At 62.9% G+C, this 24,668-nt stretch carries 24 protein-coding genes; 17 read left to right on the top strand and 7 right to left on the bottom strand.

The window, feature by feature from the left end:
- Positions 1 to 33 precede the first annotated feature (33 nt).
- The 10 genes from ACVZUB_RS24580 to ACVZUB_RS24535 all read left to right on the top strand — a co-directional run bounded on the left by ACVZUB_RS24580 (position 34) and on the right by ACVZUB_RS24535 (position 10,036).
- Entirely contained in the window at positions 34 to 1,245 is a 1,212-nt protein-coding gene (locus tag ACVZUB_RS24580; protein WP_003940004.1) for a serine hydrolase domain-containing protein, read from the top strand.
- A 15-nt stretch (positions 1,246 to 1,260) separates the two neighbouring features.
- Positions 1,261 to 1,479: a dodecin gene (locus ACVZUB_RS24575; RefSeq protein WP_003939815.1), complete on the top strand. Its 219-nt coding sequence runs from the start codon at positions 1,261 to 1,263 to the stop codon at positions 1,477 to 1,479.
- Between the two features lie 10 nt (positions 1,480 to 1,489).
- On the top strand, positions 1,490 to 2,371 hold the full coding sequence (locus ACVZUB_RS24570) for a hypothetical protein (RefSeq protein ID WP_042924996.1): 882 nt from the start codon (positions 1,490 to 1,492) through the stop codon (positions 2,369 to 2,371).
- A gap of 81 nt (positions 2,372 to 2,452) precedes the next feature.
- The gene (locus ACVZUB_RS24565) at positions 2,453 to 4,135 is read left to right on the top strand and encodes an FAD-dependent oxidoreductase (protein ID WP_007731395.1); all 1,683 of its coding nucleotides are present in this window, start codon (positions 2,453 to 2,455) and stop codon (positions 4,133 to 4,135) included.
- A 216-nt stretch (positions 4,136 to 4,351) separates the two neighbouring features.
- Positions 4,352 to 5,275 carry a L,D-transpeptidase gene (locus tag ACVZUB_RS24560; RefSeq protein ID WP_007731397.1) on the top strand — a complete coding sequence of 308 codons (924 nt, stop codon included), beginning with the start codon at positions 4,352 to 4,354 and terminating at the stop codon, positions 5,273 to 5,275.
- A 74-nt stretch (positions 5,276 to 5,349) separates the two neighbouring features.
- Positions 5,350 to 6,324, top strand: a complete 975-nt coding sequence (locus ACVZUB_RS24555; protein ID WP_003940557.1) for a carbohydrate ABC transporter permease — start codon at positions 5,350 to 5,352, stop codon at positions 6,322 to 6,324.
- Positions 6,321 to 7,223 (top strand): carbohydrate ABC transporter permease, encoded by a 903-nt coding sequence (locus ACVZUB_RS24550; RefSeq protein ID WP_042452747.1) that lies wholly within the window; start codon positions 6,321 to 6,323, stop codon positions 7,221 to 7,223. The genes ACVZUB_RS24555 and ACVZUB_RS24550 overlap by 4 nt, the downstream gene beginning before the upstream one ends.
- A gap of 37 nt (positions 7,224 to 7,260) precedes the next feature.
- Positions 7,261 to 8,592: an ABC transporter substrate-binding protein gene (locus tag ACVZUB_RS24545; protein WP_003940485.1), complete on the top strand. Its 1,332-nt coding sequence runs from the start codon at positions 7,261 to 7,263 to the stop codon at positions 8,590 to 8,592.
- 15 nt (positions 8,593 to 8,607) lie between these two features.
- Positions 8,608 to 9,693 (top strand): ABC transporter ATP-binding protein, encoded by a 1,086-nt coding sequence (locus tag ACVZUB_RS24540; RefSeq protein ID WP_007731405.1) that lies wholly within the window; start codon positions 8,608 to 8,610, stop codon positions 9,691 to 9,693.
- 16 nt (positions 9,694 to 9,709) lie between these two features.
- Positions 9,710 to 10,036 (top strand): YnfA family protein, encoded by a 327-nt coding sequence (locus ACVZUB_RS24535; RefSeq protein WP_482627847.1) that lies wholly within the window; start codon positions 9,710 to 9,712, stop codon positions 10,034 to 10,036.
- 67 nt (positions 10,037 to 10,103) lie between these two features.
- Here ACVZUB_RS24535 and ACVZUB_RS24530 read toward each other — a convergent pair whose 3' ends face one another.
- Positions 10,104 to 12,062, bottom strand: coding sequence for a M13 family metallopeptidase (locus ACVZUB_RS24530; protein ID WP_283568745.1), 1,959 nt, complete (start codon positions 12,060 to 12,062; stop codon positions 10,104 to 10,106).
- Between the two features lie 112 nt (positions 12,063 to 12,174).
- Between ACVZUB_RS24530 and ACVZUB_RS24525 the strand changes: the two genes are divergently transcribed.
- From ACVZUB_RS24525 to ACVZUB_RS24515, 3 genes are read left to right on the top strand one after another with little or no spacing between them, the layout of a single operon-like run.
- On the top strand, positions 12,175 to 12,624 hold the full coding sequence (locus tag ACVZUB_RS24525; protein WP_030535180.1) for a helix-turn-helix transcriptional regulator: 450 nt from the start codon (positions 12,175 to 12,177) through the stop codon (positions 12,622 to 12,624).
- A gap of 5 nt (positions 12,625 to 12,629) precedes the next feature.
- Complete coding sequence (locus tag ACVZUB_RS24520) at positions 12,630 to 13,040, top strand: VOC family protein (protein ID WP_003940539.1); 411 nt, start codon at positions 12,630 to 12,632, stop codon at positions 13,038 to 13,040.
- Between the two features lie 52 nt (positions 13,041 to 13,092).
- Positions 13,093 to 15,453: an ATP-binding cassette domain-containing protein gene (locus ACVZUB_RS24515; protein ID WP_063315807.1), complete on the top strand. Its 2,361-nt coding sequence runs from the start codon at positions 13,093 to 13,095 to the stop codon at positions 15,451 to 15,453.
- A gap of 13 nt (positions 15,454 to 15,466) precedes the next feature.
- Here ACVZUB_RS24515 and ACVZUB_RS24510 read toward each other — a convergent pair whose 3' ends face one another.
- The 6 genes from ACVZUB_RS24510 to ACVZUB_RS24485 all read right to left on the bottom strand — a co-directional run bounded on the left by ACVZUB_RS24510 (position 15,467) and on the right by ACVZUB_RS24485 (position 20,939).
- Entirely contained in the window at positions 15,467 to 16,453 is a 987-nt protein-coding gene (locus ACVZUB_RS24510; protein ID WP_042452745.1) for a peptidase associated/transthyretin-like domain-containing protein, read from the bottom strand.
- A 66-nt stretch (positions 16,454 to 16,519) separates the two neighbouring features.
- Complete coding sequence (locus tag ACVZUB_RS24505; protein ID WP_064443751.1) at positions 16,520 to 17,446, bottom strand: PaaI family thioesterase; 927 nt, start codon at positions 17,444 to 17,446, stop codon at positions 16,520 to 16,522.
- Between the two features lie 44 nt (positions 17,447 to 17,490).
- Positions 17,491 to 18,273, bottom strand: coding sequence for a pirin family protein (locus ACVZUB_RS24500; protein ID WP_003940511.1), 783 nt, complete (start codon positions 18,271 to 18,273; stop codon positions 17,491 to 17,493).
- 115 nt (positions 18,274 to 18,388) lie between these two features.
- On the bottom strand, positions 18,389 to 19,135 hold the full coding sequence (locus ACVZUB_RS24495) for a pirin family protein (protein ID WP_003939960.1): 747 nt from the start codon (positions 19,133 to 19,135) through the stop codon (positions 18,389 to 18,391).
- 1 nt (position 19,136) lies between these two features.
- On the bottom strand, positions 19,137 to 20,102 hold the full coding sequence (locus ACVZUB_RS24490; protein WP_482627846.1) for a pirin family protein: 966 nt from the start codon (positions 20,100 to 20,102) through the stop codon (positions 19,137 to 19,139).
- 114 nt (positions 20,103 to 20,216) lie between these two features.
- Positions 20,217 to 20,939 carry an IclR family transcriptional regulator gene (locus ACVZUB_RS24485; protein ID WP_003939719.1) on the bottom strand — a complete coding sequence of 241 codons (723 nt, stop codon included), beginning with the start codon at positions 20,937 to 20,939 and terminating at the stop codon, positions 20,217 to 20,219.
- A gap of 138 nt (positions 20,940 to 21,077) precedes the next feature.
- On the opposite strand from ACVZUB_RS24485, the gene ACVZUB_RS24480 reads away from it, so the two are divergent.
- From ACVZUB_RS24480 to ACVZUB_RS24465, 4 genes are read left to right on the top strand one after another with little or no spacing between them, the layout of a single operon-like run.
- A complete protein-coding gene (locus ACVZUB_RS24480; RefSeq protein ID WP_007731417.1) occupies positions 21,078 to 21,527 on the top strand; it encodes a nuclear transport factor 2 family protein in 450 nt (149 codons plus the stop codon).
- Between the two features lie 49 nt (positions 21,528 to 21,576).
- Positions 21,577 to 22,413, top strand: coding sequence for an SDR family NAD(P)-dependent oxidoreductase (locus ACVZUB_RS24475; RefSeq protein WP_007731420.1), 837 nt, complete (start codon positions 21,577 to 21,579; stop codon positions 22,411 to 22,413).
- On the top strand, positions 22,406 to 23,188 hold the full coding sequence (locus tag ACVZUB_RS24470; RefSeq protein WP_482627845.1) for an SDR family NAD(P)-dependent oxidoreductase: 783 nt from the start codon (positions 22,406 to 22,408) through the stop codon (positions 23,186 to 23,188). Before ACVZUB_RS24475 ends, ACVZUB_RS24470 begins: the two co-directional genes overlap by 8 nt.
- On the top strand, positions 23,185 to 24,642 hold the full coding sequence (locus tag ACVZUB_RS24465) for an FAD-dependent oxidoreductase (protein ID WP_482627844.1): 1,458 nt from the start codon (positions 23,185 to 23,187) through the stop codon (positions 24,640 to 24,642). Before ACVZUB_RS24470 ends, ACVZUB_RS24465 begins: the two co-directional genes overlap by 4 nt.
- Positions 24,643 to 24,668 lie beyond the last annotated feature (26 nt).

The raw sequence follows: 24,668 nt of genomic DNA, 5'->3' as shown, positions 1-24,668 counted from the left end.
GGGCAACTTGATCAGCGGGGATCGGAGGACGCGATGACTCCCAGTGCACGACGGGGTTCACTCGCCCGGGTGGAGGTGCCTTCGCGCACCGAGCTGTACGTGGACCGGCGATTCCTTCCCTTGGCCGACCGCTTCTTCGCGATGTATCGCCAACCGCAACAAGGCGGCGGCGCGCTGGTCGTGTACCTGGGCGGCGAGAAAGTTCTCGACATCTGGGCCGGCAATGCCGATCGTGATCGGCGCTGGGACCACGACACGGTGTCGCTGTCGTTCTCGACCGGCAAAGGCGTCGCCAGCACCGTCGTTCACCGACTCGCCGAACGTGGGTTGATCGACTACGACGCCCCGGTTGCTCGGTACTGGCCTGAATTCGCGGCGGCCGGCAAGGACAAGATCACCGTCCGCGAACTGATGTCACATCGCGCGGGCCTTCACCGAGTTCGCGGCTTGATGCCGCATCCTCTCGACCTGATGGACTACGACGCGGTCGTTGCCGCCCTGGCTGCCGAGAAACCGGATCCGCGTCGGCTTCGAGGCCCCGGCTATCACGCTGTGACCTACGGCTGGTTGGTAGCCGAACTTGTGGCCAGGGTGTCCGGTCAGCCGTTCATCGACGTCGTACAAGCGGAGATAGCGAAGCCCCTCGGAGTCGACGAATTCTGGTACCGCGTACCCGAAACCGAGCGTCCACGGATCGCGAAGCTGTTCCCACATATCAACCCTGCCGGCTTGAACTGGGCCTTCGCGTCGACCGTGCTCTCACACGTCGGTCCGACTCGCGGACTCGCGGAGGCCGCGATGCCGGACGGTTTCGACGTCATGGTGCGCAACCCGGCTGTCCACGACGCCGTCATGCCGGGCTGGAACGGAGTGTTCAGCGCGCGTGCTCTCGCGAAGATGTACGGCGCCATCGCGAACGGCGGCGTGATCGACGGGAAGCGGTTCCTGAAGGAATCGACCATCGACCAGATGTCGACCATCCAGACTCGCGATCGGGATTACGTGCTGGCGGTGCGGCCCAACTGGACTCTCGGTTACCACCCGCCGATCATTGCCGCGCGGCGGCAGCCGCGGAATGCGATAGGCCACTACGGAGTCGGCGGTTCAGGCGCGTATGCGGACCTGTCCAGCGGACTCTCGCTCGGTTTCACCACCAACAGGTTGGGTAGTGCTGTGACAGCTCTCGGTGATCTTCGCCTTGCGAGGCTCGGCGCCGAGGCGCAGGAGTTGGTTCGTCGAATCTGACACGAAGGGAATGCCATGAGCAGCAACGTGTACCGGGTGACCGAGATCGTCGGCTCGTCCACCGAGAGCAGTGACGCGGCAATTCGCACCGCCATCGCCCGGGCGAACGAGACGGTGCGCAACCTCGAATGGTTCGAGGTGGTGGAAACTCGCGGTCACATCGAGAACGGCGCCGTGGCGCATTTCCAGGTCACGTTGAAGGTCGGCTTCCGGCTCGACGGCGACGAATCTTGAGTCGTCGTTCATGAGTGTTGATCTCAGGGCGGCCGTCGGGTTCATGGCGGGACATGCCAGGACTCTCGATCGGCATCGGCTGAATTTGATTCTCGGACAGGGTGACCGGGCCGCGGTTTGTGCGGCCGTGGACGGTTATCGCAACCCGGACGGTGGGTACGGCTGGGGACTCGAACCGGATCTTCGCTCGGCAACCAGCCAACCTGGCGGAGCGCTGCATGCCTTCGAAGCCTTTGCCGACATCGGAACGCCGACGCCCAGAGCGGTCGAACTGTGCGACTGGTTGCAGACCAATTCGCTGGCAGACGGCGGTTTGCCGTTCGCCTTCCCGATCGCCGACCCGGCCGGTTGTGCGCCCTTCTGGGTGGATGCGGATCCGTTGGCGCCGTCGTTGCAGATCACCAGCATCGTGTGTGCTGCAGCGGCTCGCGTTGCCGAATTCGACGAGGCCGTCGCCGAACATCCGTGGTTCGCCTCTGCCGTTCGATATTGCCTCGACGCGATCGACGGGGCGGATTCTCTCCATGCCCTCGAGCTGGCCTTTGCCTTGCAGTTTCTCGACGCGGTTCACCGGAACAGTCCCGAAGCGTCGTCGTTGGTGAGCACTCTTGGTTCGCGTATCCCGGCTGACGGCTTGGTTCACGTGGACGGGGGAGCCGAGGGCGAATTCATGCGGCCCCTCGATTTCTCACCGCTTCCCGGCGGCCCGACCCGCGCGTTGTTCGACGCATCAGTGATCGAGTCCGAACTGTCTGCGCTCGCTGCGCGACAACATGGCGACGGCGGTTGGGCGGTGGATTTCGACAGCTATTCACCCGCCGCGGCGTTGGAATGGCGAGGTCACGCCACCGTGCAGGCGGTGTGGCTGCTGAAGCGCAATGGGGTGATCTGAAAACGATTCTCGCGCCAAATTGGAACACGTTATAGTCTGGGAACCAGTTCGAGCTTCGTGTTTCAGGGATAGGGGAATGTCATGGCGTATGTGATCACGCAGCCGTGCTGCAACGACGCCTCGTGTGTTGACGTGTGTCCGGTCAATTGCATTCACCCGACACCGGACGAAGCCCCGTTCGCGACCACCGAAATGCTCTACATCGATCCCGACACCTGCATCGATTGTGGTGCGTGTGTGGACGAATGCCCGGTCGAGGCGATCTTCCCGGACAACGAACTCGACGAGGACGACGCGCCGTACCTGCAGATGAACGCGTCGTACTTCGAGAAGCATCCGATGGGCCCGGATTGGCCCGAGCCGATCACGATGGCCAAGATCGATCCCGAACTGGGAACGCTGAAAGTAGCGATCGTCGGCTCCGGCCCGGCCGCCTGCTACGCGGCGATGGAACTGACCGGCAAGCCTCGCGTCGAGGTCGACATGTTCGATCGACTTCCCACTCCCTACGGTTTGGTGCGCGCCGGCGTGGCGCCAGACCATCCCGGAACCAAGGGGGTCACCGATCAGTTCCGCGCCGTCGTCGCGAAGAAGACTGTGCGCTGCCACTTCAACGTCGAGGTGGGCACCCACATCTCGCATTCGGAACTCTTGGACCATCACCACGCAGTGATCTACGCGGTGGGTGCTGCCGGGGATCGCAAGCTCGAGATCCCGGGCGAGGATCTGCCGGGAAGTCACGCCGCCACCGAGTTCGTCGCCTGGTACAACGGCCACCCGGGATATGCCGATCGGACTTTCGATCTGTCTGGCGAGCGAGCGGTGATCGTCGGAAACGGCAACGTCGCACTCGACGTCGCACGCATCCTGGTGACCGACCCTGACCAGCTTGCGAAGACGGACCTCGCCGAGCACGCATTGGAAGCGCTGCGGAACAGCAAGATTCGTGAGGTGGTCATTCTCGGGCGTCGTGGGCCGGCGCAGGCCGCGTACACCAATCCCGAACTGTTGGCGCTCGGACAGATGGCGAACGTGGACGTAGTCGTCGACCCGATCGAAGCCGAACTCGACGAGGCCAGTCAGGCGTTCGTGGACAGCGATGCCGCCGAGCCGTCCGTCCTGCTCAAGGTCAAGCAGGCGCAGGAATTTGCTTCGCGTACCGCAGATCCTTCTCGCAAGCGGATCGTTCTCCGGTTCCTCACCTCTCCCGTCGAGGTCCTCGGCGACGGTGCAGTCTCACAGGTGCGGATCGTGAAAAACGAATTGGTGGCAACGCCGACCGGTCAGCTCTCCGCCCGGCCTACCGAAACCGAGGAGACGATCGACACTTCACTGGTGCTTCGGTCGGTCGGATACCGCGGCACACCGATGGCCGACTTGCCCTTCGACGACGCTCGCGGCGTGATCCCCAACGAGAACGGCAGAGTAATCGACACCGAGACCGGCACGCCGATCCCGGGTGTCTACGTCGCGGGTTGGATCAAGCGCGGACCGACTGGCGTGATCGGCACCAACAAGTACTGCTCCGCCGAGACCGTGTCGATGATCTTCGACGACTTCGCTGGTGGGCGCCTCGCCACCCCGACCGAGGATGCCGACAAGTTGCAGGTTTTGTTGGCAGACCGGTCGCCGGATCAGGTGGACTATCAAGGTTGGCAGCGGATCGACAAGGCAGAACGCGCATCCGGTGCCGCAACCGGACGGCCGCGAACCAAACTCATCTCCATCGAATCCATGTTGGCGGCTGCCCGGAGCGAGGGATAGCAACGTTTGGGCGAACATCCGAATTGCTCGATTGCCGCTTTTGTGTGTTAATGACTATGGAAATGTGCGGTTTGCTCTCTTCGGCGTGCTCGGGTGTGTAGGTGTGCTCCGAGCGGGTGCGTCCGAATGGTGCATCGGCATCGGTACCAGGCGGGTATCGATGCCGGCCGCGCACGATCCACGTGAGTACGTGGTCAGTCGAGCGAAGGTAGTGACATGGGCAGCAAACAGGGTCGTCGGACGTCACGGGTTGCCGTGGCAATCGTCGGAGCAGTGGCCGCCGGCCTGGCTCTGGCCGGACCCTCCGCGGCTGTTCCTCTCTTCCCCGGTGGACCCGACATTCCGTTGCCCGTCATTCCCGGCGTTCCGTACCTCGATCCGGCGATTCCGGTTCCGGGCATCCCGGGTACACCGATTCAGGCTCCCATCGGCGTCCCCAACTTCTCCGCGCCGTCGCTCAATCCGTCCGCGGGCGAGACCGTCGGTATCGCGCAACCGATCATCATTCGATTCAACGAGGCCGTCGGCGACCGTGCTACGGCCGAACGCGCGATTCGCGTGACCACCGATCCGCCGGTCGAGGGCAGCTTCTACTGGATCAACGACAGCCAGGTCCGTTGGAAGCCGACACAGTTCTGGCCGGCGAACATCTCCGTGACCGTCGACGCCGGTGATTCGCACTCCACGTTCAACATCGGTGACGCACTCGTCACCGTCGCGGACGACAACACCAAGCAGGTCACCGTCACCCGCAACGGTGAGGTCGTGCGCACCATGCCGACGTCGTTCGGCAAGCCGGGTCACGAAACACCGAACGGCACGTACATCGTCGGTGAGCAGTTGCGCGACATGTACATGGATTCGTCCACGTACGGCGTCCCGATCGATTCTCCCGAGGGTTACCGCACCTACGTCGAGTACGCGACACGAATTTCCTACAGTGGCATCTTCGTCCATGCCGCTCCGTGGTCGGTTGCGCAACAAGGTTTCACCAACGTCAGCCACGGCTGCCTAAATGTCAGCACCGAGGACGCCAAGTGGTTCTTCGAGAACGCAGGCAAGGGTGACCCGGTGATCGTGCAGAACACCGCAGGTGGAGTCCTCAGCGGCGCCGACGGATTGGGCGACTGGAACCGCTAGACATCGACGAGGAAGGCCCTGCGCGAGAAGTATTCGCGCAGGGCCTTTTTCGTGTCGCGTTCAGCTCGAGTGTCTTGTACGTTCACCATTCATTCGTTGCGGGCGGTCAGACTGCCTCAGTGAGATCGAGTCCGGAAAGAACGCTGCCCACATCAGGCAAGCCAGGTCTGTGGGGCAGACCATGGCGTGATTACGCGCTGTTCGCGCTCTTGGTAGGTCCCAATCTCGCGTTGCTGATCTTGTTCACCTATCGCCCGCTGGTGGACAACATCCGACTTTCGTTCTTCGACTGGAACATTGCGGACCCGAAGGCGACGTTCATCGGGCTGAGCAATTACCGCGAGTGGTTCGGACGAAGCGACACCTGGCAGATCGTCACCAACACAGTGGTATTCACATTGGTCACAGTGGTGGGTTCGATGGTCATCGGTTTGGCGTTGGCCATGCTGCTCGATCGCAAGCTCGTCGGGCGAAACCTGGTCCGGTCGGCCATCTTCGCTCCGTTCGTCATCTCCGGTGCAGCGATCGGTGTCGCGTTTCAGTTCGTCTTCGACCCCAACTTCGGCCTGATCCAGGATCTCCTGCACCGTGTCGGACTCCAATCGCCCGACTTCTATCAGGATCCCCACTGGGCGCTGTTCATGGTGACGGTGACATACATGTGGAAGAACCTCGGGTACACGTTTGTCATCTATCTCGCTGCACTGCAAGGAGTTCGGCAAGAGCTGAACGAAGCTGCCGAAATCGACGGCGCCAAGCCGTGGACCAAGTTCCGCCGGGTGCTCCTACCTCAGTTGCGCCCGACGACGTTCTTCCTCTCCATCACCGTCATGCTCAACTCGCTCCAGGTCTTCGACATCATCAACGTCATGACCCGAGGTGGTCCGCTGGGGACAGGGACGACAACGATGGTCTACCAGGTGTACAACGAGACGTTCCGAAACTTCCGGGCGGGCTACGGTGCGACGGTTGCCACCATCATGTTCCTGATCCTGCTGATCATCACCGTCTACCAGGTTCGTGCCATGGATCGGGGAGAAGAGAAATGACAGCGGTAGAGGAAAAGAAAAGCGCTGCTACGACTTCCGTCGTTCGGCCCGGCCCGGACCGCAAGAACGTGGACCGGCGTGAGGTCGGTGTGAAGATCCTCGGCTATGCGGCAATGGTGATCGCGTTGGTCATCATCGTCCTGCCGCTCTACTGGATCGTGATGACCTCGTTCAAGGAGCGCCCGGAGATCTACACGCAGCCGGCAACGTGGTGGCCGTCGTCGCTGCATCCCGAAAACTATTCGGAAGCAACCACATCGGTCCCGTTCTGGATGTTCTTGCGGAACTCGATAGTGATCACGACGATTCTGTCGGCGGCGAAGTTCGTTCTGGGGACTCTCAGCGCCTATGGGCTTGTTTTCCTGCGCTTCCCGGGGAAGAACTTCGTCTTTCTCGGAATCATCGCCGCATTGATGGTTCCGAACCAGATCACCGTGATCTCGAATTACGCGCTCGTGGCAGAGTGGGGCTGGCGTAACACGTTCCAGGGCATCATAGTTCCGCTCGCGGGTGTAGCCTTCGGTACGTTCCTCATGCGCAACCACTTCCTCTCGATCCCTTCGGAGATCGTCGAGGCGGCGCGGATGGACGGAGCCGGCCACTGGCGGTTGCTCTGGCGCGTGGTGCTCCCCGTTTCCGGACCCACGATGGTGGCGTTCGGCATCATCACGGTGGTCAACGAATGGAACGAGTACCTGTGGCCGTTCCTCATGTCCGACGATTCCTCGGTGGCGCCGCTGCCGATCGGATTGACCCAACTGCAGAACAACGACGGACTTACCAACTGGGGTCCGGTCATGGCAGGAACGGTGCTGACGATGCTACCGATCCTGGTGATTTTCCTTCTGCTGCAAAGACACATGATCAAGGGCCTCACCTCCGGTGCGGTCAAGGGCTGACAGCTTTCCCGTCACATTTCTTTCTCGAGGAGCAGTAATGGCAAACATGAACAGGCGCGGATTCTTGAGCCTCGGCGGTGCAATCGCCGCCGGCGCCGCACTGACCGCGTGCGCGGGATCCGGCGGGTCGAGCGCTGATGCTGCGGGAACATCCGGTGCGTCGGGTGATTCCAACACCATCACCTTCTGGTCGAACCATCCGGGTAAGTCCACCGACGTGGAGAAGGAACTGATCAACCGCTTCCAGACCAAGTACCCGGACCTGAAGGTCAACTTGGTGGACGGCGGCAAGAACTACGAAGAGGTGGCACAGAAGTTCAACGCTGCCCTCTCCGGTGGAGATGTGCCCGATGTGGTTGTGCTGTCGGATGTCTGGTGGTTCAACTATGCACTGGCCGGGGCAATCGAGCCGCTCGACGGACTCTTCTCCGAGGTGGGGGTCGACTCGGCCGACTACGTCGATTCACTGCTCGCCGACTACCTGTTCCAGGGCAAGCACTATGCGCTTCCCTACGCGCGGTCGACGCCGTTGTTCTACTACAACAAGGCGGTCTGGTCGCAGGCAGGTCTTCCCGACCGTGGGCCGGCGACATGGCAGGAGTTCGACGAGTGGGGACCCGAGCTGCAGAAGGTCGTGGGCAACGGCAAGTTGGCACACGGGTGGGGCAACGCGAAGGATTACCTCGGCTGGACCTACGAAGGCCCAATCTGGACGTTCGGCGGCTCGTACTCCGACCAGTGGAATCTGCAGCTCGACAACGAGAAGACCATTGCCGCAGGGCAGTTCCTCTCCAGCATGATTCACGACAAGAAGTACGCCGCGGTCTCCACTGACATCGCGAACGAATTCGGTACCGGCATTCTGGCGTCGACCATCGCGTCGACGGGCGATCTGTCCGGCATCAAGAAGACTGCCAACTTCGACTTCGGCACCGCTTTCCTCCCGGCAGTGGACGGAACTCCCGGTTGCCCCACCGGCGGTGCCGGGCTTGCCATCCCGTCCAAGATCTCCGATCAGCGTAAGAAGAACGCGCTCAAGTTCATCGACTTCATCACCAATGGTGAGAACACGGCGTACTTCTCGCAGAACGTCGGCTACATGCCGGTCCGCAAGTCGGCAACCTCGGAGCCGAGCATGAAGGCGTTCCTCGACGCGAACCCCAACTCCCGTACCGCTGTGGATCAGCTCTCGCGTACGCGCTCGCAGGACTACGCACGCGTGTTCGTCCCGGGTGGGGATCAGATCATCGGCACCGGACTCGAGCAGATCGCTCTCCAGAAGGCCGACGTCGCATCGACATTCGCCGGCGTTGCCACGCAGTTGCAGCAGATCATCGACCGGCAGATCACCCCCAAGCTGCCGAAGTAGTAGGAGAGAACACTCATGGCCAACGTGCAATTCGCGGGAGTCACGCACCGCTACGAAGGAACTGATCGACCGGCAGTCGACCGTCTCGACCTCGACATCGCCGACGGTGAGTTCCTGGTACTCGTAGGACCTTCCGGTTGCGGTAAGTCCACCAGCCTGCGAATGCTCGCCGGTCTCGAGTCCGCGTCGGACGGTCGGATCGAGATCGGCGGCACGGACGTCACGCACCTCGCTCCGCGAGCACGTGACGTCGCCATGGTGTTTCAGAGTTACGCGCTGTACCCGAACATGACCGTCGAGCAGAACATGGGCTTCGCGCTCCAGAATGCCGGAGTGGGAAAGACGGAGCGCCGGGAGCGGGTACTCGAGGCCGCGCGGATGCTCGAACTCGAACCCTTGCTCGGACGGAAACCGGCAAAGCTGTCGGGCGGGCAACGTCAGCGAGTTGCCATGGGTAGAGCCATCGTTCGCCATCCCAAGGTGTTCTGCATGGACGAACCACTCAGTAATCTGGACGCCAAACTGCGCGTCAGCACACGGTCGCAGATCGCCGCCCTACAGCGTCGACTCGGCACCACGACGGTCTACGTCACCCACGATCAGGTCGAGGCGATGACGATGGGGGACCGAGTGGCGGTGATGCTGGACGGTCGCTTGCAGCAGGTGGCGAAGCCGCGCGAACTCTACGACAACCCCGTCAACACCTTTGTGGCCGCCTTCATCGGATCGCCCGGCATGAACCTGATCGAAGCGCCGGTCGAGGGAACCGTCGCAGTGCTCGGTGATCTGCGGATTCCGCTGCCCACCGGGGCGTCCGAGCGGGAGCGGGTCGTCGTGGGAGTGCGCCCGGAATCGTGGGATCTGGTGGGAGCGTGGCGAAAGGGCTCGCTGGCCGTGGATGCCGATCTGCTCGAAGAGTTGGGAGCCGAATCGTTCGTCTATGCAAAGGGTGCCCCGGATTCGCAGTGGCAGAGCCGATCCGGTCGAATCGTCATTCGCGTCGACCGGAAGATGTCGGTGGCACCGGGGGAGTCGCTTCATCTGCTGCCCAAGGCCGGCGAGGTGTACTTCTTTTCCGCGGAGACCGGAGTACGTCTGTAGCGATACTGTGTGCGGCATGACCGTCGCACGTTCGCTGTTGCTGTTCGTACTCGCCGCGCTGCTCGAAATCGGGGGCGCGTGGTTGGTGTGGCAGGGAATTCGCGAGCACAAGGGATGGATCTGGGTGGGGCTCGGCGTCATCTCGCTCGGCCTCTACGGTCTGGTCGCCACCATGCAACCCGATGCGAACTTCGGGCGCATCCTCGCCGCGTACGGCGGGATCTTCGTCGCAGGTTCACTGCTGTGGGCGGTGGTGATGGACGAATTCCGCCCGGATCGTTTCGACATCGCCGGTGCGCTGATCTGTCTGGTCGGCGTCGGGGTGATCATGTACGCCCGGTAGGCCTTCGGCCCCGTGCGCGCTCAGGGAGTCCAGGGGGTCCCTAAGCGCGCACAGGGGCTTGCCCCTGCTACCAGATCTTCACACGCTTCTCCGGCTCCAAATACAGTGCGTCACCGGGCTTGACGTCGAACTCCTCGTGGAACGTGTCGAGGTTGCGGACGACGCCGTTGCACCGGAACTCCGGCGGCGAGTGCGGGTCGACGGCGAGACGGCGAAGCGCTTCGGCCTCACGGGCCTTCGTGCGCCATACCTGCGCCCACCCGAAGAACGCGCGCTGCAAGCCGGTGAGTCCGTCGATGACCGGAGGTTCGGTACCTTCGGTCGCGATCTTGTACGCCGCGATCGCGATCGACAGCCCGCCGAGGTCGCCGATGTTCTCGCCGATCGTGAACTCGCCGTTGACGTGGTGGCCCGGCAGTTCCTTGGGCTCGAACTCGTTGTACTGCTCGATGAGAGCCTTTGTGCGCTTGCCGAATTCGCTGCGGTCCTCGTCGGTCCACCAGTCGACCATGTTGCCGTCGCCGTCGTACTTGGCGCCCTGATCGTCGAATCCGTGACCGATCTCGTGGCCGATGACGGCGCCGATGCCGCCGTAGTTGGCAGCGTCGTCGGCTGCCGCGTCGAAGAACGGCGGCTGGAGAATGGCTGCGGGGAAGACGATTTCGTTCATGCCCGGGTTGTAGTAGGCGTTGACGGTCTGCGGTGTCATGAACCACTCGTCACGGTCGACGGGGCCGCCCAGCTTGGCCAGGTCACGGTCGTACTCGGCGGCGTATCCGCGACGGTAGTTGCCCACCAGGTCGGTTGCCGAGATCTCGAGTCCGGCGTAGTCGCGCCACTTGTCGGGGTAACCGATCTTCGGGGTGAACTTCTCGAGCTTGGCCAATGCAGCCTCACGAGTCTGCGGGCTCATCCACTCGAGGTCGGAGATGTTGCGGCGGTACGCCTCCTGCAGGTTTGCGACCAGTTCCAGCATGCGGGTCTTCGCCTCTGCGGGGAAGTGTCGATCGACGTAGAGCTTGCCGACGGCCTCGCCGAGCAGATCCTGGACCAGGCTCACCCCGCGCTTCCAGCGCTCACGGTTCTCTTCGGTCCCGGACAGTGTGGTGCCGTAGAAAGCGAAAGTCTCGTCGACCAGGGCCGAATGCAGGTAAGGGGAGCGGGCATGAAGCACCTTCCACGCCGCCCATGCCTTCCAGTCGTCCAGTGACTCCGACGCCCAGAGTGCGGTGAAGGTGTGCAGGAATTCGGGCTGGCGGACCACGATCTCGGCGAACTTCTCCGAATCGGCGCCGAGACCGGACAGCCATGCCGCCCAGTCCAAACCGGGGTTCTGCTCGGTCAGTTCCTCGAAGCCCACCAGGTTGTAACTCAAATCTGCGTCACGACGCTTGACGACGTCCCAATGCCCGGCCGCGATCTTCTTCTCGAGCTCGAACACACGCTGGGCGTCGTAGCCGACGCCGGCGAGGGTGAACATCTTGTCGATGTGCGCGACGTACTTCTCGCGGATCTCCGCGTAGTTGTCCTCGCGGTAGTACGACTCGTCGGGGAGGCTGATTCCCGACTGGCTGAAGTGGATCAGGTACCGCTCGGAGTTCTTGGCATCGGTGTCGACGTAATGCGAGATGGCACCGCCGACGCCGACGCGCTGGTGGCGTCCGATCACGGTGGCCAGCGACGACCGGTCCGGCGCATCGGCGACGGCGTCGAGCTCGTCGTCGATGGGGCCGAGGCCTGCGGCCTCCACGGCGTCGGCGTCCATGAAGCTCGAGTACAGGTCGCCGATGCGCTGTGCATCGGTACCGGCGGCCGAGTTGGACTCCGCGGCTTCGGTGATGATGGTCTGTACGTCTTCTTCGGCCTTGTCGTAGAGCGTCCGGAAGGCCCCGTCGACTGCGCGGTCTGCCGGAATCTCGTATTCGGCGAGCCATTTTCCGTTGACGTGGACGAACAGATCGTCCTGCGCCCGTGTGTCGCCGTCGAGGTGGGTGAGGTCGATGCCTGAGCGATGAGCCGTGGTCATTTCTCCATCCTTACACGATCATGACGAACTACTCGGTGTGTGCGCGATCGCTCCACGCCGAGTTCATCTCTTGTGCTGGGCAACGTCGGTATGGCATGGCACGATCGAATACGTGACCAGCAGACCTGCCGCAGATCCGCACCTGCAGGACCTCGCGCGACTACGACGTGTGCGAGACCGTATCGACCGGGAGTACGCGCGGCCTCTGGACGTGGAGGCGCTCGCGCGGGGAGTGAACATGTCTGCGGGGCATCTCAGTCGCCAATTCCGTCAGGCATACGGAGAACCGCCGTACGCCTACCTGATGACCAGGCGAATCGAGCGAGCGATGGCGTTACTGCGGCGCGGAGACCTCAGTGTCACGGACGTCTGCTTCGAGGTCGGTTGCAGCTCTCTCGGCACTTTCAGCAGCAAGTTCACCGAATTGGTGGGGGTTCCGCCCAGTGTCTATCGGCGCGAGGCCGAGCAGTCGACGGCAGGAATGCCGTCCTGCGTGTCCAAACAAGTCACCAGACCGATCAGGAATCGAGAAGCGCAGACCGCGCAGCCGCAATTAACGTGATCGCCATGGACATCACCATTCACTCGAGTTTCCTTCCGCAGGACGACCCTGAAGCCGCCCTGAACTTCTATCGCGACACGCTCGGCTTCGAGGTTCGCAACGACGTCGGCTACGACGGGATGCGTTGGATCACGGTGGGGCCGCCCGGCCAGCCCGGCACCTCCATCGTGCTGCATCCGCCGGCCGTCGATCCCGGAATCACCGACGAGGAGCGCCGCACCATCATCGAGATGATGGCCAAGGGCACCTACGGCGGACTTCTCCTGGCCACCAAAGATCTGGACGACACGTTCGAGCGGCTTCAGGCCGGCGACATCGACGTCGTCCAGGAACCGACCGAGCAGCCGTACGGCGTTCGCGATTGCGCCGTCCGGGACCCAGCGGGAAACCTGATCCGTATTCAAGAACTGCGCTGAGCCCGTCAACTGCGCTGAGACCGTCGGCGATCGACTGACAGATGGAGACACGATGACTGCCTTGCACACCGCAGACAGCCACGATTTGATCCGCGTGCAAGGCGCGCGGGTGAACAACCTCGAAGACATCAGTGTCGAGATCCCGAAGCGGAGGCTGACGGTATTCACCGGCGTCTCCGGTTCGGGGAAGAGTTCGCTGGTGTTCAGTACGATCGCCGCGGAATCGCAGCGGATGATCAACGAGACCTACAGCGCTTTCGTTCAAGGATTCATGCCGACGCTCGCGCGGCCGGACGTCGATGTTCTCGACGGCCTGACCACCGCGATCATCGTCGATCAGCAGCGGATGGGAGTCGACCCGCGCTCGACCGTCGGAACCGCCACCGACGCCAACGCGATGCTCCGCATCCTGTTCAGCCGTCTCGGAAAGCCTCACATCGGTTCGCCTCAGGCGTTTTCGTTCAACGTGGCCTCGATCTCCGGAGCAGGCGCGGTCACGATGGAACGCGGCGGACGTCAGACGAAAGAGCGTCGCAGCTTCAAGATCACCGGCGGCATGTGTCCGCGGTGTGAGGGACGAGGGGCGGTCAACGATTTCGATCTGACCGCGTTGTACGACGACACCAAGTCGCTCAACGAGAGTGCGATCACGGTCCCCGGCTACAGCATGGAGGGTTGGTACGGCCGGATCTACCGCGGCTGCGGTTTCTTCGATCCCGACAAGCCGATCAAGAAGTACACCAAGAAGGAACTGAACGATCTGCTCTACAAAGAGCCGACCAAGATCAAGGTCGAAGGCATCAACCTGACGTACACGGGTCTGATTCCGCAGATTCAGAAGTCGTTCCTGGCCAAGGACGTCGACGCGATGCAGCCCCACATCCGGGCTTTCGTCGAGCGGGCGATCACGTTCACCACCTGCCCCGAATGCGACGGGACGCGACTGAGCGAGGGGGCGCGGTCGTCGAAGATCAAGGGCGTCAACATCGCCGACGCCTGCTCGATGCAGATCAGCGATCTCGCGGAATGGGTCAGCGGACTGAAGGAACCGTCGGTCGCGCCGTTGCTCACGACGCTCGGTGAAACGCTCGACTCGTTCGTGGAGATCGGACTCGGCTACCTCAGTCTCGATCGGCCGTCGGGAACCCTCTCCGGCGGTGAAGCTCAGCGCACCAAGATGATTCGTCACCTGGGTTCCTCGCTCACCGACATCACGTATGTTTTCGACGAGCCCACCACCGGCCTGCATCCGCACGACATCGCGAGGATGAACGACCTACTGCTGCGCCTGCGGGACAAGGGCAACACCGTGCTCGTGGTCGAGCACAAGCCGGAGACGATCGTGATCGCCGATCACATCGTCGACCTCGGTCCGGGTGCGGGTAGCGCCGGCGGAAACGTCTGCTTCGAGGGCACCGTCGACGGTTTGCGTGCCAGCGACACCGTCACCGGCCGTCACTTCGACGACCGGGCCGCAATCAAGGAGACCGTTCGCGAGTCCACCGGGGCAATCGAGATTCGTGGAGCGAACGCGCACAACCTGCAGGACGTCGACGTCGACGTACCGCTCGGCGTCCTGGTCGTGGTCACCGGTGTCGCCGGGTCGGGCAAGAGTTCGCTGATCCACGGCTCGCTCGCGAAACGCGAAGACGTGGTGTCGGTCGATCAGAGCGCGATCCGCGGCTCGCGTCGGAGCAACCCGGCGACGTACACGGGGCTGCTCGACCCGATTCGCAAGGCATTCGCCAAGGCCAACGGCGTGAAGCCGGCGCTGTTCAGTGCCAACTCCGAGGGCGCCTGCCCGACGTGCAACGGCAACGGCGTCATCTACAGCGACCTGGCGATGATGGCCGGCGTTGCCACTCTCTGCGAGGAGTGCGAGGGCAAGCGCTTCCAAGCCGAGGTACTCGAATACAAATTCGGTGGCAAGGACATCAACGAGGTTCTCACGATGTCGGTGGCCGAGGCCGAGGAGTTCTTCGGCGACGGTGAGGCCAAGACCCTCGCTGCGCACAAGATCCTCGTCCGACTGGTCGACGTGGGGCTCGGATACCTCACGATCGGCCAGCCGTTGACGACGCTGTCGGGCGGTGAGCGTCAGCGCATCAAGCTGGCAACCCACCTGGGCGAGAAGGGCGGCGTGTACGTCCTCGACGAGCCGACCACCGGACTGCACCTGGCCGACGTCGAGCAGTTGCTCGGCCTGCTCGATCGACTGGTCGATTCCGGTAAGTCAGTCATCGTGATCGAGCACCACCAAGCGGTGATGGCACACGCAGACTGGATCATCGACCTCGGCCCTGGTGCCGGTCACGACGGCGGTCGGATCGTCTTCGAGGGCACTCCCGAGGAGCTCGTCGCCGACGGCTCCACACTCACCGGAAAGCACCTCGCGGCATACGTCGGCAGCTGACCGGGCTCCTACCTCAGGCGTCGATACCCAGGTTGATGACGGCGAGGTAGGACCCGTCCGACTGCTTTTCGACGGTCATGAGGCCGGTGTCGTCGTAGATGCCGTCACTGGCGTTGTTCGTGTTGTTCTCACGACCGGTGTGCTCGCTGTACGGGGACTGCGAGTACACCTCGTCGAGAAGGGTCTCGTCGAAGAAGGTCTGCGACGTGAGGACCGTCTTCTTGTCGATGTGAACCTTGACGTGGATGTGGGTGGTGCGGCCCATGTACCAGCCGGGGAAGATCGTGGTGAACTGTGCGATGCCGTTTGCATCGGTGGTCTGCGCCCCGCGCAGATAGGTACCGTCGTCGGTGGTGGTGGCTTCGGTGTCGCCGACGCTGTACGAACCGTCGGAGGTCTCACCGGACCCTCCCATGCCGCCGCCCATTCCGCCGGGGGCGCCTGACGGTGGTTCGCCCATTCCGCCTCCGGGTGCACCTGACGGAGGTTCACCCATCCCGCCGGCCGGGGGAGTTCCGCCGCCACCGCCGCCGCCGTTGGCGCTCAGCGAACCGGATTCGAAGCCGGAGTACACGCCGCCGGCGTCGCAGTGCCAGATCTCGACGACGGCGTTACTGACCGCGCCGATGCTGCCGTCGACGTTGCACTGGCTGTTGTCCTGCACGCGCATCGCAACCTGCAGCGTGGTGCCCGGACGGTCCTCGCGGATGTCGCCGCGAATGGAGTCGACGTCGAACCAGTAGGGACCCTGCGTCTCTTCCTTGCTCATGACACACTGCGGTGCTTTGGCCAGAAGTGCGGTGACAGCGTCACCGGACGTGGCCGCGGCGGAGGTGCCGGAAGTGGTTGTCGTCGACGCAGCCGCAGCCGAAGTCGTCGTGGCGGTGCCACTGTTGCCGGAGCACGCTGCGATGAGCCCGCCGAGACTGATGGTTCCGCCGAGGGCGAGAGCCCGCCGACGGCTCACGCGCAGCCTGCTCGCTTCGATGTCTTTGTTCACGCCGCTGTACCTCCATAGTGTGGGCTGTTGTCTCAATGGTGGACGGGCGACCTGGTGCGGAACTGGTTATCCGCTGTGAACTTGCTGGGAGAGCATCTGAATGCTCGAAGTGGCCCGCACATAGACCTGTCCGCCGGCGTCGACGATGCGAGTTTCGATCAGCGCGAGCCTGCGCCCGGCACGAATCACGGAGGCCTCGGCGCGCAAGACCGGCCCGCCGATGTCGGGTGAGCGCAGGAAGTCGATCTTGTGGTCGAGGACGCGATAGTCCTGGTCGACGCGGGTCAGGGTCTGGGCAGACAGGCCAGTGATGGCGTCGACTGCCGAGATGAGGACACCGCCCTGAACGGCGCCCAACGGGTTGGCCATCCAGGCCACGGGTGCGAACTCACCGACGACGGAACCCGGGGTCACGTCGACGACAGCAAGATCGAGGAGACCGGCGAGTGGACCGCGTTCGAGTTTGCCGTCGCGGATTCCTTCGACGACGTCGGACCCGGACAACCCGCTCAGGTTGCTTGTCTTCTCCGGCGTCGGGACGGGCAGCGGCTCGCCCTCTACGTAGTCGTCGATTCCCACGACGGGGGGACGCGAGACCACCATGGCGCGACCGGCCATCACTGCCAGAAGGGTGCCGTTCTCGTCGCGAAGTTGCCCGGATGCGAGTCCGACGCCGTCGTCGAGATGCACGAGTGTTCCGGTGGCACCGACGTCCGCGATGTCGGGGATGTCGGCGCCCGCACTGACCGTGACCTGCGCGAGCACGGACTGATGGCCCGAGGTCAGTCCCGAGTACACCGCGCCACCCATGGCACCGTCGATCATGACTCCGATGGAACCGAGCACGGTCTTGCCACGGTGATCGTGGAATCGCTCGCCGACGGCCTGCGCGAAGGCCAGGTCCCCGGGCTCGACCGAAACGGCGCGCACACCCATCAATGTGTTGAGTGGGTCAAGCTTCTTGACGGGCGCGGCGGAGTTGTCGATGCTCATCTGTCGAGTATCTCCAGCGCGCCGAGTCCTGCCGAGACCGGGTCTCAACCACCGATACGTGAATGCATCTCCCAGACGAGGACTTCGGCCCCGGCGTCGGAGGTCAGCTGCTGGCCACCCGAATCGCTCAACCGGACAGCATCGCCCTCGTACAGTGTGCCGACGCCCTCCATCTCGGCAGTGCCCTGCGCGACGAAGACGTGCAGGAACCGTGCGCCCGGAAGATTCACGGAGGTGCCCGGCAGAATGCGTGCGACATGCATGGCGGCGTTCTTGTTGTTGATGCGAATCGCCGAATGATCCTTGTAGCGCTCCATCCCGGAGGCAACCGGGATCAGACCGCCGCGCAGCAGTTCGTCGTCGATCTCGAGCTGTTCGTAACCGGGGGTCAGTCCACCTTCGTCCGGTACCACCCACATCTGAATGAAATGCACGGGGTCGGAATGCTGTTCGCCGCCGATACGCCACGAATCGTTCTTCTCACTGTGCATGATTCCGGTACCGGCGCTCATGCGCTGGGCGAGTCCCGGATAGATGACGCCGGTGTGGCCGATGGAATCCTGGTGCACGAGCGAACCGCGAAGCACCCAGGTCACGATTTCCATGTCCTTGTGCGGATGGGTGTCGAAACCGGTTCCCGCCAGTACGGTGTCGTCGTTGTTGACGAGCAGCAATCCGTGATGAGTGTTGTCCGGATCGTAGTGCTGTCCGAACGAGAACGAATGTTTCGAATCCAGCCAGGAGACGCGGGATTTCAAGCGATCGCCGGAGCGGTGCACATCGATGTGCGGTGTCGTCCGTGGGGCCTGTGCTCGACCAGATGCCATGGCTCCTCCTTCTGTACCACCGGGATCCACCACAATCGGGATCCGCCACTACCGGCATCCACCCTACGACGAACCTGCTGTGTAGTCCGAACATTGGGCGTACTCGGTGGTGTCGTCAGTTCGTCGACGCGTGCATCTCCCACACGAGTATCTCCGCATCGCCGATTCCCTCGACTCGTTGACCGCCAGTATCCTTGAGTCGCAACGAATCTCCCGGACCGAGCAATCCGACTCCCTCGACGTCGACAGTGCCACCGGCGATGAAGCCGTGCACGTACGGCGCATCCGGGAGAGATACCGACCCACCGGTCTCGAGGCGAGCAACATGCAGTGCCGCATGTTTGTTGTGCAAGCTGATCGCGCTGTGGTCGCGATGCGCGGGCATCCCCGACGCCAGGGTGATCAGGCCACCGCCGTCGAGTTCGGAGTTGATGTCGAGTTCCTGATAGCTCGGAGTCACTCCGGATTCGTCCGGGGGTATCCACATCTGGACGAGGTGAACGGGCTCGGTGACACGTGAGCCGTCGGCCCGGAAGCGATCGTTGCGCTCGGAGTGCAGGATTCCGGTACCGGCGCTCATTCTCTGCGCGAGTCCGCGATGGATGACCCCGGAGTGCCCAGCGGAATCCTGGTGAACCAGAGATCCGCTGAGCACCCACGTCACGATCTCGGTGTCGCGGTGCTGATGAGTGTCGAAACCGTAGTCGGCTTCGATGATGTCGTCGTTGTTCACCAACAGAAGTCCATGCGCGTACGCGGCGTGATCGAAGTTTCCAGCGAAGGGGAAACTGTGACGCGCCGTGAGCCAGCCGTAGTTGAGATGCGCACGTTCGTCAGCTCGCTGGACGACTACCGACGACATGTCAGCTCAGCGTCTCGTGTGCCGCCGGGATGGATCCCAGGCGTCCGGCCTGGAAGTCCTCGAAGGCCTGCATGACCTCGGACTTGGTGTTCATGACGAACGGCCCGGCCATCGCGATGGGCTCACGAATCGGTTTGCCGCCGAGGATGAATACCTCGAGAGATTCGGTCCGTGAATCCTGGCGATCGGAGGCGGCGACGGTGATGGAGTCACCGCGTCCGAAGACAGCTGTCTGTCCGACACGAATGGGCCGACGCTCTGCCCCGACCGTGCCTTCGCCGGCGAGCACGTAGACGATCGCGTTGAACTCGGGGTTCCACGGAAGCGTCAGGCTCGCACCCGGGGCCACAGTCGTGTGGGAGAGCGCGATCGGTGTGTACGTCGAACCAGGTCCGGCGTGGCCGGCGATGTCTCCGGCGATGACGCGTACCAAGGCTCCGCCGTCCGGCGAGGAAAGCAGGGCCACCTTGTTACCGGTGATGTCCTGGTACCGCGGAGATGCCATCTTGTTGTCGCGAGGCAGGTTGACCCACAGTTGGACGCCGTGGAAAAGGCCGCCGCTGAGGACGAGGTGCTCCGGCGGAGTTTCGATGTGGAGGATGCCGCCACCCGCGGTCATCCACTGGGTGTCGCCGCCGCCGATAATGCCACCGCCACCGTTGGAGTCCTGGTGCTCCATGATGCCGTCGATCATGTAGGTCACGGTTTCGAAGCCGCGGTGCGGGTGCCACGGTGTGCCTTTGGGTTCTCCGGGTGCGTAGTTGACCTCGCCCATCTGGTCCATGTGGATGAAGGGATCGAGGGCGGAGAGGTCGATGCCGGCGAAGGCGCGGTGAACGGGAAAGCCTTCACCTTCGTATCCGGCCGGTGCGGTGGTGATGCTCTTGACGGGGCGGTCGACTGCTGACTCTGCCGGCTCGTCGAGACGGGGCAGGGCCAAGATGTTCTCGACTGTCACAGCAGGCATGTCGTACTCCTTGTATCCGTGAAGCTGATGTCAGGTAGTTGATTGTTCAACTATCTCATTCGGAGTCAACAAAGTCGAGCCCCGGGTATTCCCGGGGCTCGACTGGTGTTCGGATCAGCGCAACATGCTGCCGAGGGTTTTTGCCGCTGCCATGACCTCGGCGCCCAGCGCTGCTTGGTCCTCGGAGTCGAACACGGAGATTCCGAGGCTGGAGATGGCGTCGCGGCGTCTGCCGGGGATGACTGCCGAGATTCCGAGGACGGACGGGATGACCTCGCCGACGGTCACTGCGTAGCCGCGTGCGCGTGCCGCCGTCACTTCCTCTCGTTCCCCGCTCGTCGGCGGGAGTGAGGCAAGGATGGAAAGCCCGGCGGAGCCGCGGTCGATCGGATCGACCTGCCCTGGATGAAACGCGACGTGAACCTTGGCGCTGCGTGGTTCGACCACCATCAGTGCGCGCACTTCGGTATCGCTCTCGCGGACCACCAGGTGCGCTGTCGCCTCGGTGGCCTCGGCAAGTTCTTGAAGTATCGGGCGAGCGAGAGTGCGCAAATCTTGCTCCACCGGTTCGGCGAGGGTGACCAGGCCGGCGCCGAGAGTGACGCGCTTGAAGGAGTCCTTGCGGCACAGGTGATGAGCCTCGAGCGTGCGGATCAACCGATGTGCGACGGTTCGGTGGACTCCCACTCCGTCGGCGATGTCGGTGACCGACAAGCCGTGCGGATAAGACGTCAGGAGTTCCAGGATCTCGAGTCCGTGGTGCAGCGTTTTCGACATGCTGGAGTCCACTTGAACTGCACTTTTGCGCGGTCGGTGTTCCTCGCTCAGCTCTGACATCAAATCCCTTTCTTGACGTTTGTGAGGTATGCCACCTACGCTTTGAACATATCGCACAGTGTGTGCGATTATCGCACACTTTACGAAGCTGCACAACCTTCGGGTGGATGCAGCGCAGCGTGTTCGGAGAGAACCTTCATGAGCAACTACAGCGTCGTGGCAACGGAGGACGTTGCCGCAATCCACCAGCTGTACGGCCACCAGAGTCATTGCATAGACTCTGGGCGCCAGCAGGATTGGGCGCAGACATTCACCGATGGCGGTGAGTTTCATTCCCCCAGTTATCCGGAACCCGTGGTCGGTTTCGACGACCTTGCGGCTTTTGCTGCTCGCTTCTTCGCTGCGGCGGAAGCTGCCGACGAGGTGCATCGCCACGTTCTGACCAATCTCGTCGTCGAGGCGGTGGACGAGAGTGCTCTCACAGTGCACGGGTACCTGCAGATCGTTGCCACCGCTCGCGGCGGAGACTCGCGACTGGTGCGGATGACAACTGTCACAGATCACGTGGTTCGGGTCGGTGAGGAGTGGAAGATCGCCCGCCGCACCGTTTCTCGCGACGACGCGCCCCGAGCGTCCGAACAAGCTTGAAGTACCGAAATGTTTCTTGCACAACAATATTCAGTAGGAGAAGTACATCATGACCGAAAGCTCTGACCAGACGAACCCGGGCCGTACCGTTGTGACGCAGATGTCGGCGGTGTACCCGGAGTTGGCAGGCAAGGTCGCAGTGGTGACCGGCGCGGCTCAGGGTATGGGTGCGACGTTCGCCGAAGGACTGGCAACGCGCGGCGTACATGTCGTCGGCGCCGACATCAACGAAGAGCAGATGCTCGCCACGGCCGCACGAATCAACACGGACCTCGAATCGAATGCACTGGCGGACAAGCCGGGTCGCGTCGTCGGAGCTCGGGTCGACGTCACCAAGCCCGACGAGCATGAATTGCTTGCGCAGTTGGCGTTGAAGGAGTTCGGCCGGGTTGATTTCTGGATCAACAATGCGGGTATCTTCCCGTTTGCGCTGGCCGAGGAGATCACCCCGGAGCAGATCGGCGCAACGCTGAGTGTCAATGTCGAGGGAGTGCTCTACGGTGCTCAGGCGGCGGCACGTCACCTCGGTCCCGGCGGCGCCATCGTCAACATGTCTTCGGTGTCTGCGCTGCGCGTGCGGAAGGGGAGAGGCGCATACTGCACGTCGAAAGCTGCCGTTGCGCACCTCACGGAGTCTCTCGCAGTGGAGTTCGGCGACAAGGGTATTCGGGTCAACTCCATTGCACCCGGCTACATCGACACGGCGATGACGAAGTGGGTCCAGGAAGATCCGATCGCGCTCGCGAACGCACTCGACGCAGTACCACTGCATCGTCTGGGCTCGCCCGAAGAGGTCTTCGGCCCGCTGCTGTTCCTGCTCTCGGACAGCGCGCGTTACGTCACCGGGCACAGCATTGCGGTGGACGGTGGTTCGCGGCATGTCTGAGTCCACGACATATCCCGGCGTCGTTCTCGTTACCGGCGGTGCTGCCGGGATGGGGGCGCATCACGCGCGCACTCTCGCCGCGCGCGGTTCGCATGTCTGCATTGCCGATGTTTCGGATTCATCCGGCGTGGTCGACGACATCGTCGCCGCAGGCGGATCGGCGTCCGCTCATATTCTCGACGTCACCGATGTCGATGCCTGGGACCGGGTTGTCGACGAAATTCGCACCACCCGTGGGGAACTCGGCGGACTGGTCAACAACGCCGGCATCTCGCGTCGGCTCGAATTCATGGACACCCCGAACGACATCTGGGAACTGACCATGAAGATCAACCTCTTCGGCCCGTTCTACGGTATGAAGGCGGTGGCGCCGCTGATGCGCGAGAGTGGTGGCGGATCTATCGTCAACATCTCGTCCATCGCCGGTCAGATCGGATACTTCTCTCCGGCTTACTCGTCGAGCAAGTGGGGTCTGACCGGTCTGTCGAAGTCGGCCGCAGGCAACTTCGCGCAGTGGGGGATTCGCGTCAACTCGGTGCACCCGGGACTGGTCGGTACGGCGCTGCTCGGCGGCGCGAACGACTTCGTCGCCGCGTCACTGAAGTCGGTTCCCTTCGGACGCATGGGAACTCTCGACGAGATCACCGAAGCAGTGCTGTTCCTGCTCTCGAACAGTTCCACCTACACCACCGGTACGGAACTCACTGTCGACGGCGGGTTGGTGTCGAACGGTCTTTACCACCGCATCATCGCGCAGACTGGAGAACTTTCATGACCGAACACTGGGACGTCGTTGTCATCGGTGGCGGCGGAGCAGGTCTCGCCGCTGCGGTGTCGGCAGCTGAAGAAGGCGCATCCGTTCTGCTGTTCGAATCCGAAACCGAACTCGGTGGATCCACCGCGCTGTCGGCCGGCATCTTCACGGCCGCCGGAACGAGCGTGCAGGCCGGCCTCGGAGTCGACGACTCGGCAGAGAAGTTCTTCCAGCACTACATGGACCTCAACCAGTGGATGCTCTCACCCGGATTGATTCGTGCATTCTGCGAAAACGCCGGTCCGACACTGGAATGGCTCATCGGACTCGGCGTCGAGATTCCCGCGGCGATCTCAGGTAACGCTCACCAGCCGGGACTCGCCCAAGCCGGCGTCGAGGACGTCTGGCGCGGCCACGTGCCCAAGGATCAGGGATACGGACTGATTCAGGTGCTGGACAAGGCTCGTCGTAAGCACGGGATCGAGGTCATCTTCGGAACACGGGTGCAGAAGCTGATCGAGGAAGACGGTCGGGTTGTCGGCGTTGTCGCCGACGACATCGAGGTGCCTGCGGGCGCCGTCGTTGTTGCTTCCGGTGGATTCGCGCAAGATCCGGGTTTGGTGGAACGCCACTTCCCGGACGCGAACAAGGCCGGAGAGGCCTTGTTCGTCGTCGCAGCCGAGGGGAGCCGCGGAGACCATCTTCGTTTTGCCGAAGACCTCGGTGCTTCCCTGGCGGGCGACGGCTGGGGTCTGATGCTGCCCACCGTCTACTTCCAGCGATTCCACCACTGGCAGGCCGGCTTTCCGCCGAAGTCGCGGATCTACGTCAACCAGGACGGCCGTCGTTTCATGGACGAGGACAGCTCGTACGCGGTCTCGACCGGCATCATCGACCATCAGGGTGGATACGGTTGGATGATCTTCGACGAGAACGCTCGCGTGAATCTGGCTCCAGGATATGCGGATTGGAATCCCGAACGCATCGAGGAAGAAGTTGCCGCCGGTGGCACGATTCGTGCGGACACGATCGAAGAACTCGCAGTGGCTACGGGTGTTCCGGTTGCGACGTTGGCGCAAACCCTGCGTCGATGGAACGACCAACTGCCCAGCGGTCACGACGACGACTTCCTCCGCCATCGCACGTTGCGGAACAAGGGTGCCGTCGGCAATCCGGATCCTATTGCGACAGCTCCGTTCTATGCCGCGAAACTCCTTCCGGCAGAGCTCGTCTGTACGCATGCGGGAATGGAGATCAACACCGATGCGGCCGTGCTCGGCAGCACCGGAGTACCTATCGAGGGTCTGTACGCCGCAGGTGAGGCCGGCGCCGGAATCCTCGGACTGAGATACGTGGGCGGCGGCAATGCGGTTGCCAACGCTTTGACCATGGGCCGCGTAGCGGGACGTAATGCGGCGAATTACACCAGGACCAGCGCTGAGAGCGCACCGGTCCATTCCATCGCGCACTCCTGACGTCCGACGTCTGCGCGGCACCGAAT

Source organism: Rhodococcus sp. OS5 (assembly GCF_056837585.1).
This window is presented reverse-complemented; position numbering and strand designations above follow the sequence as displayed.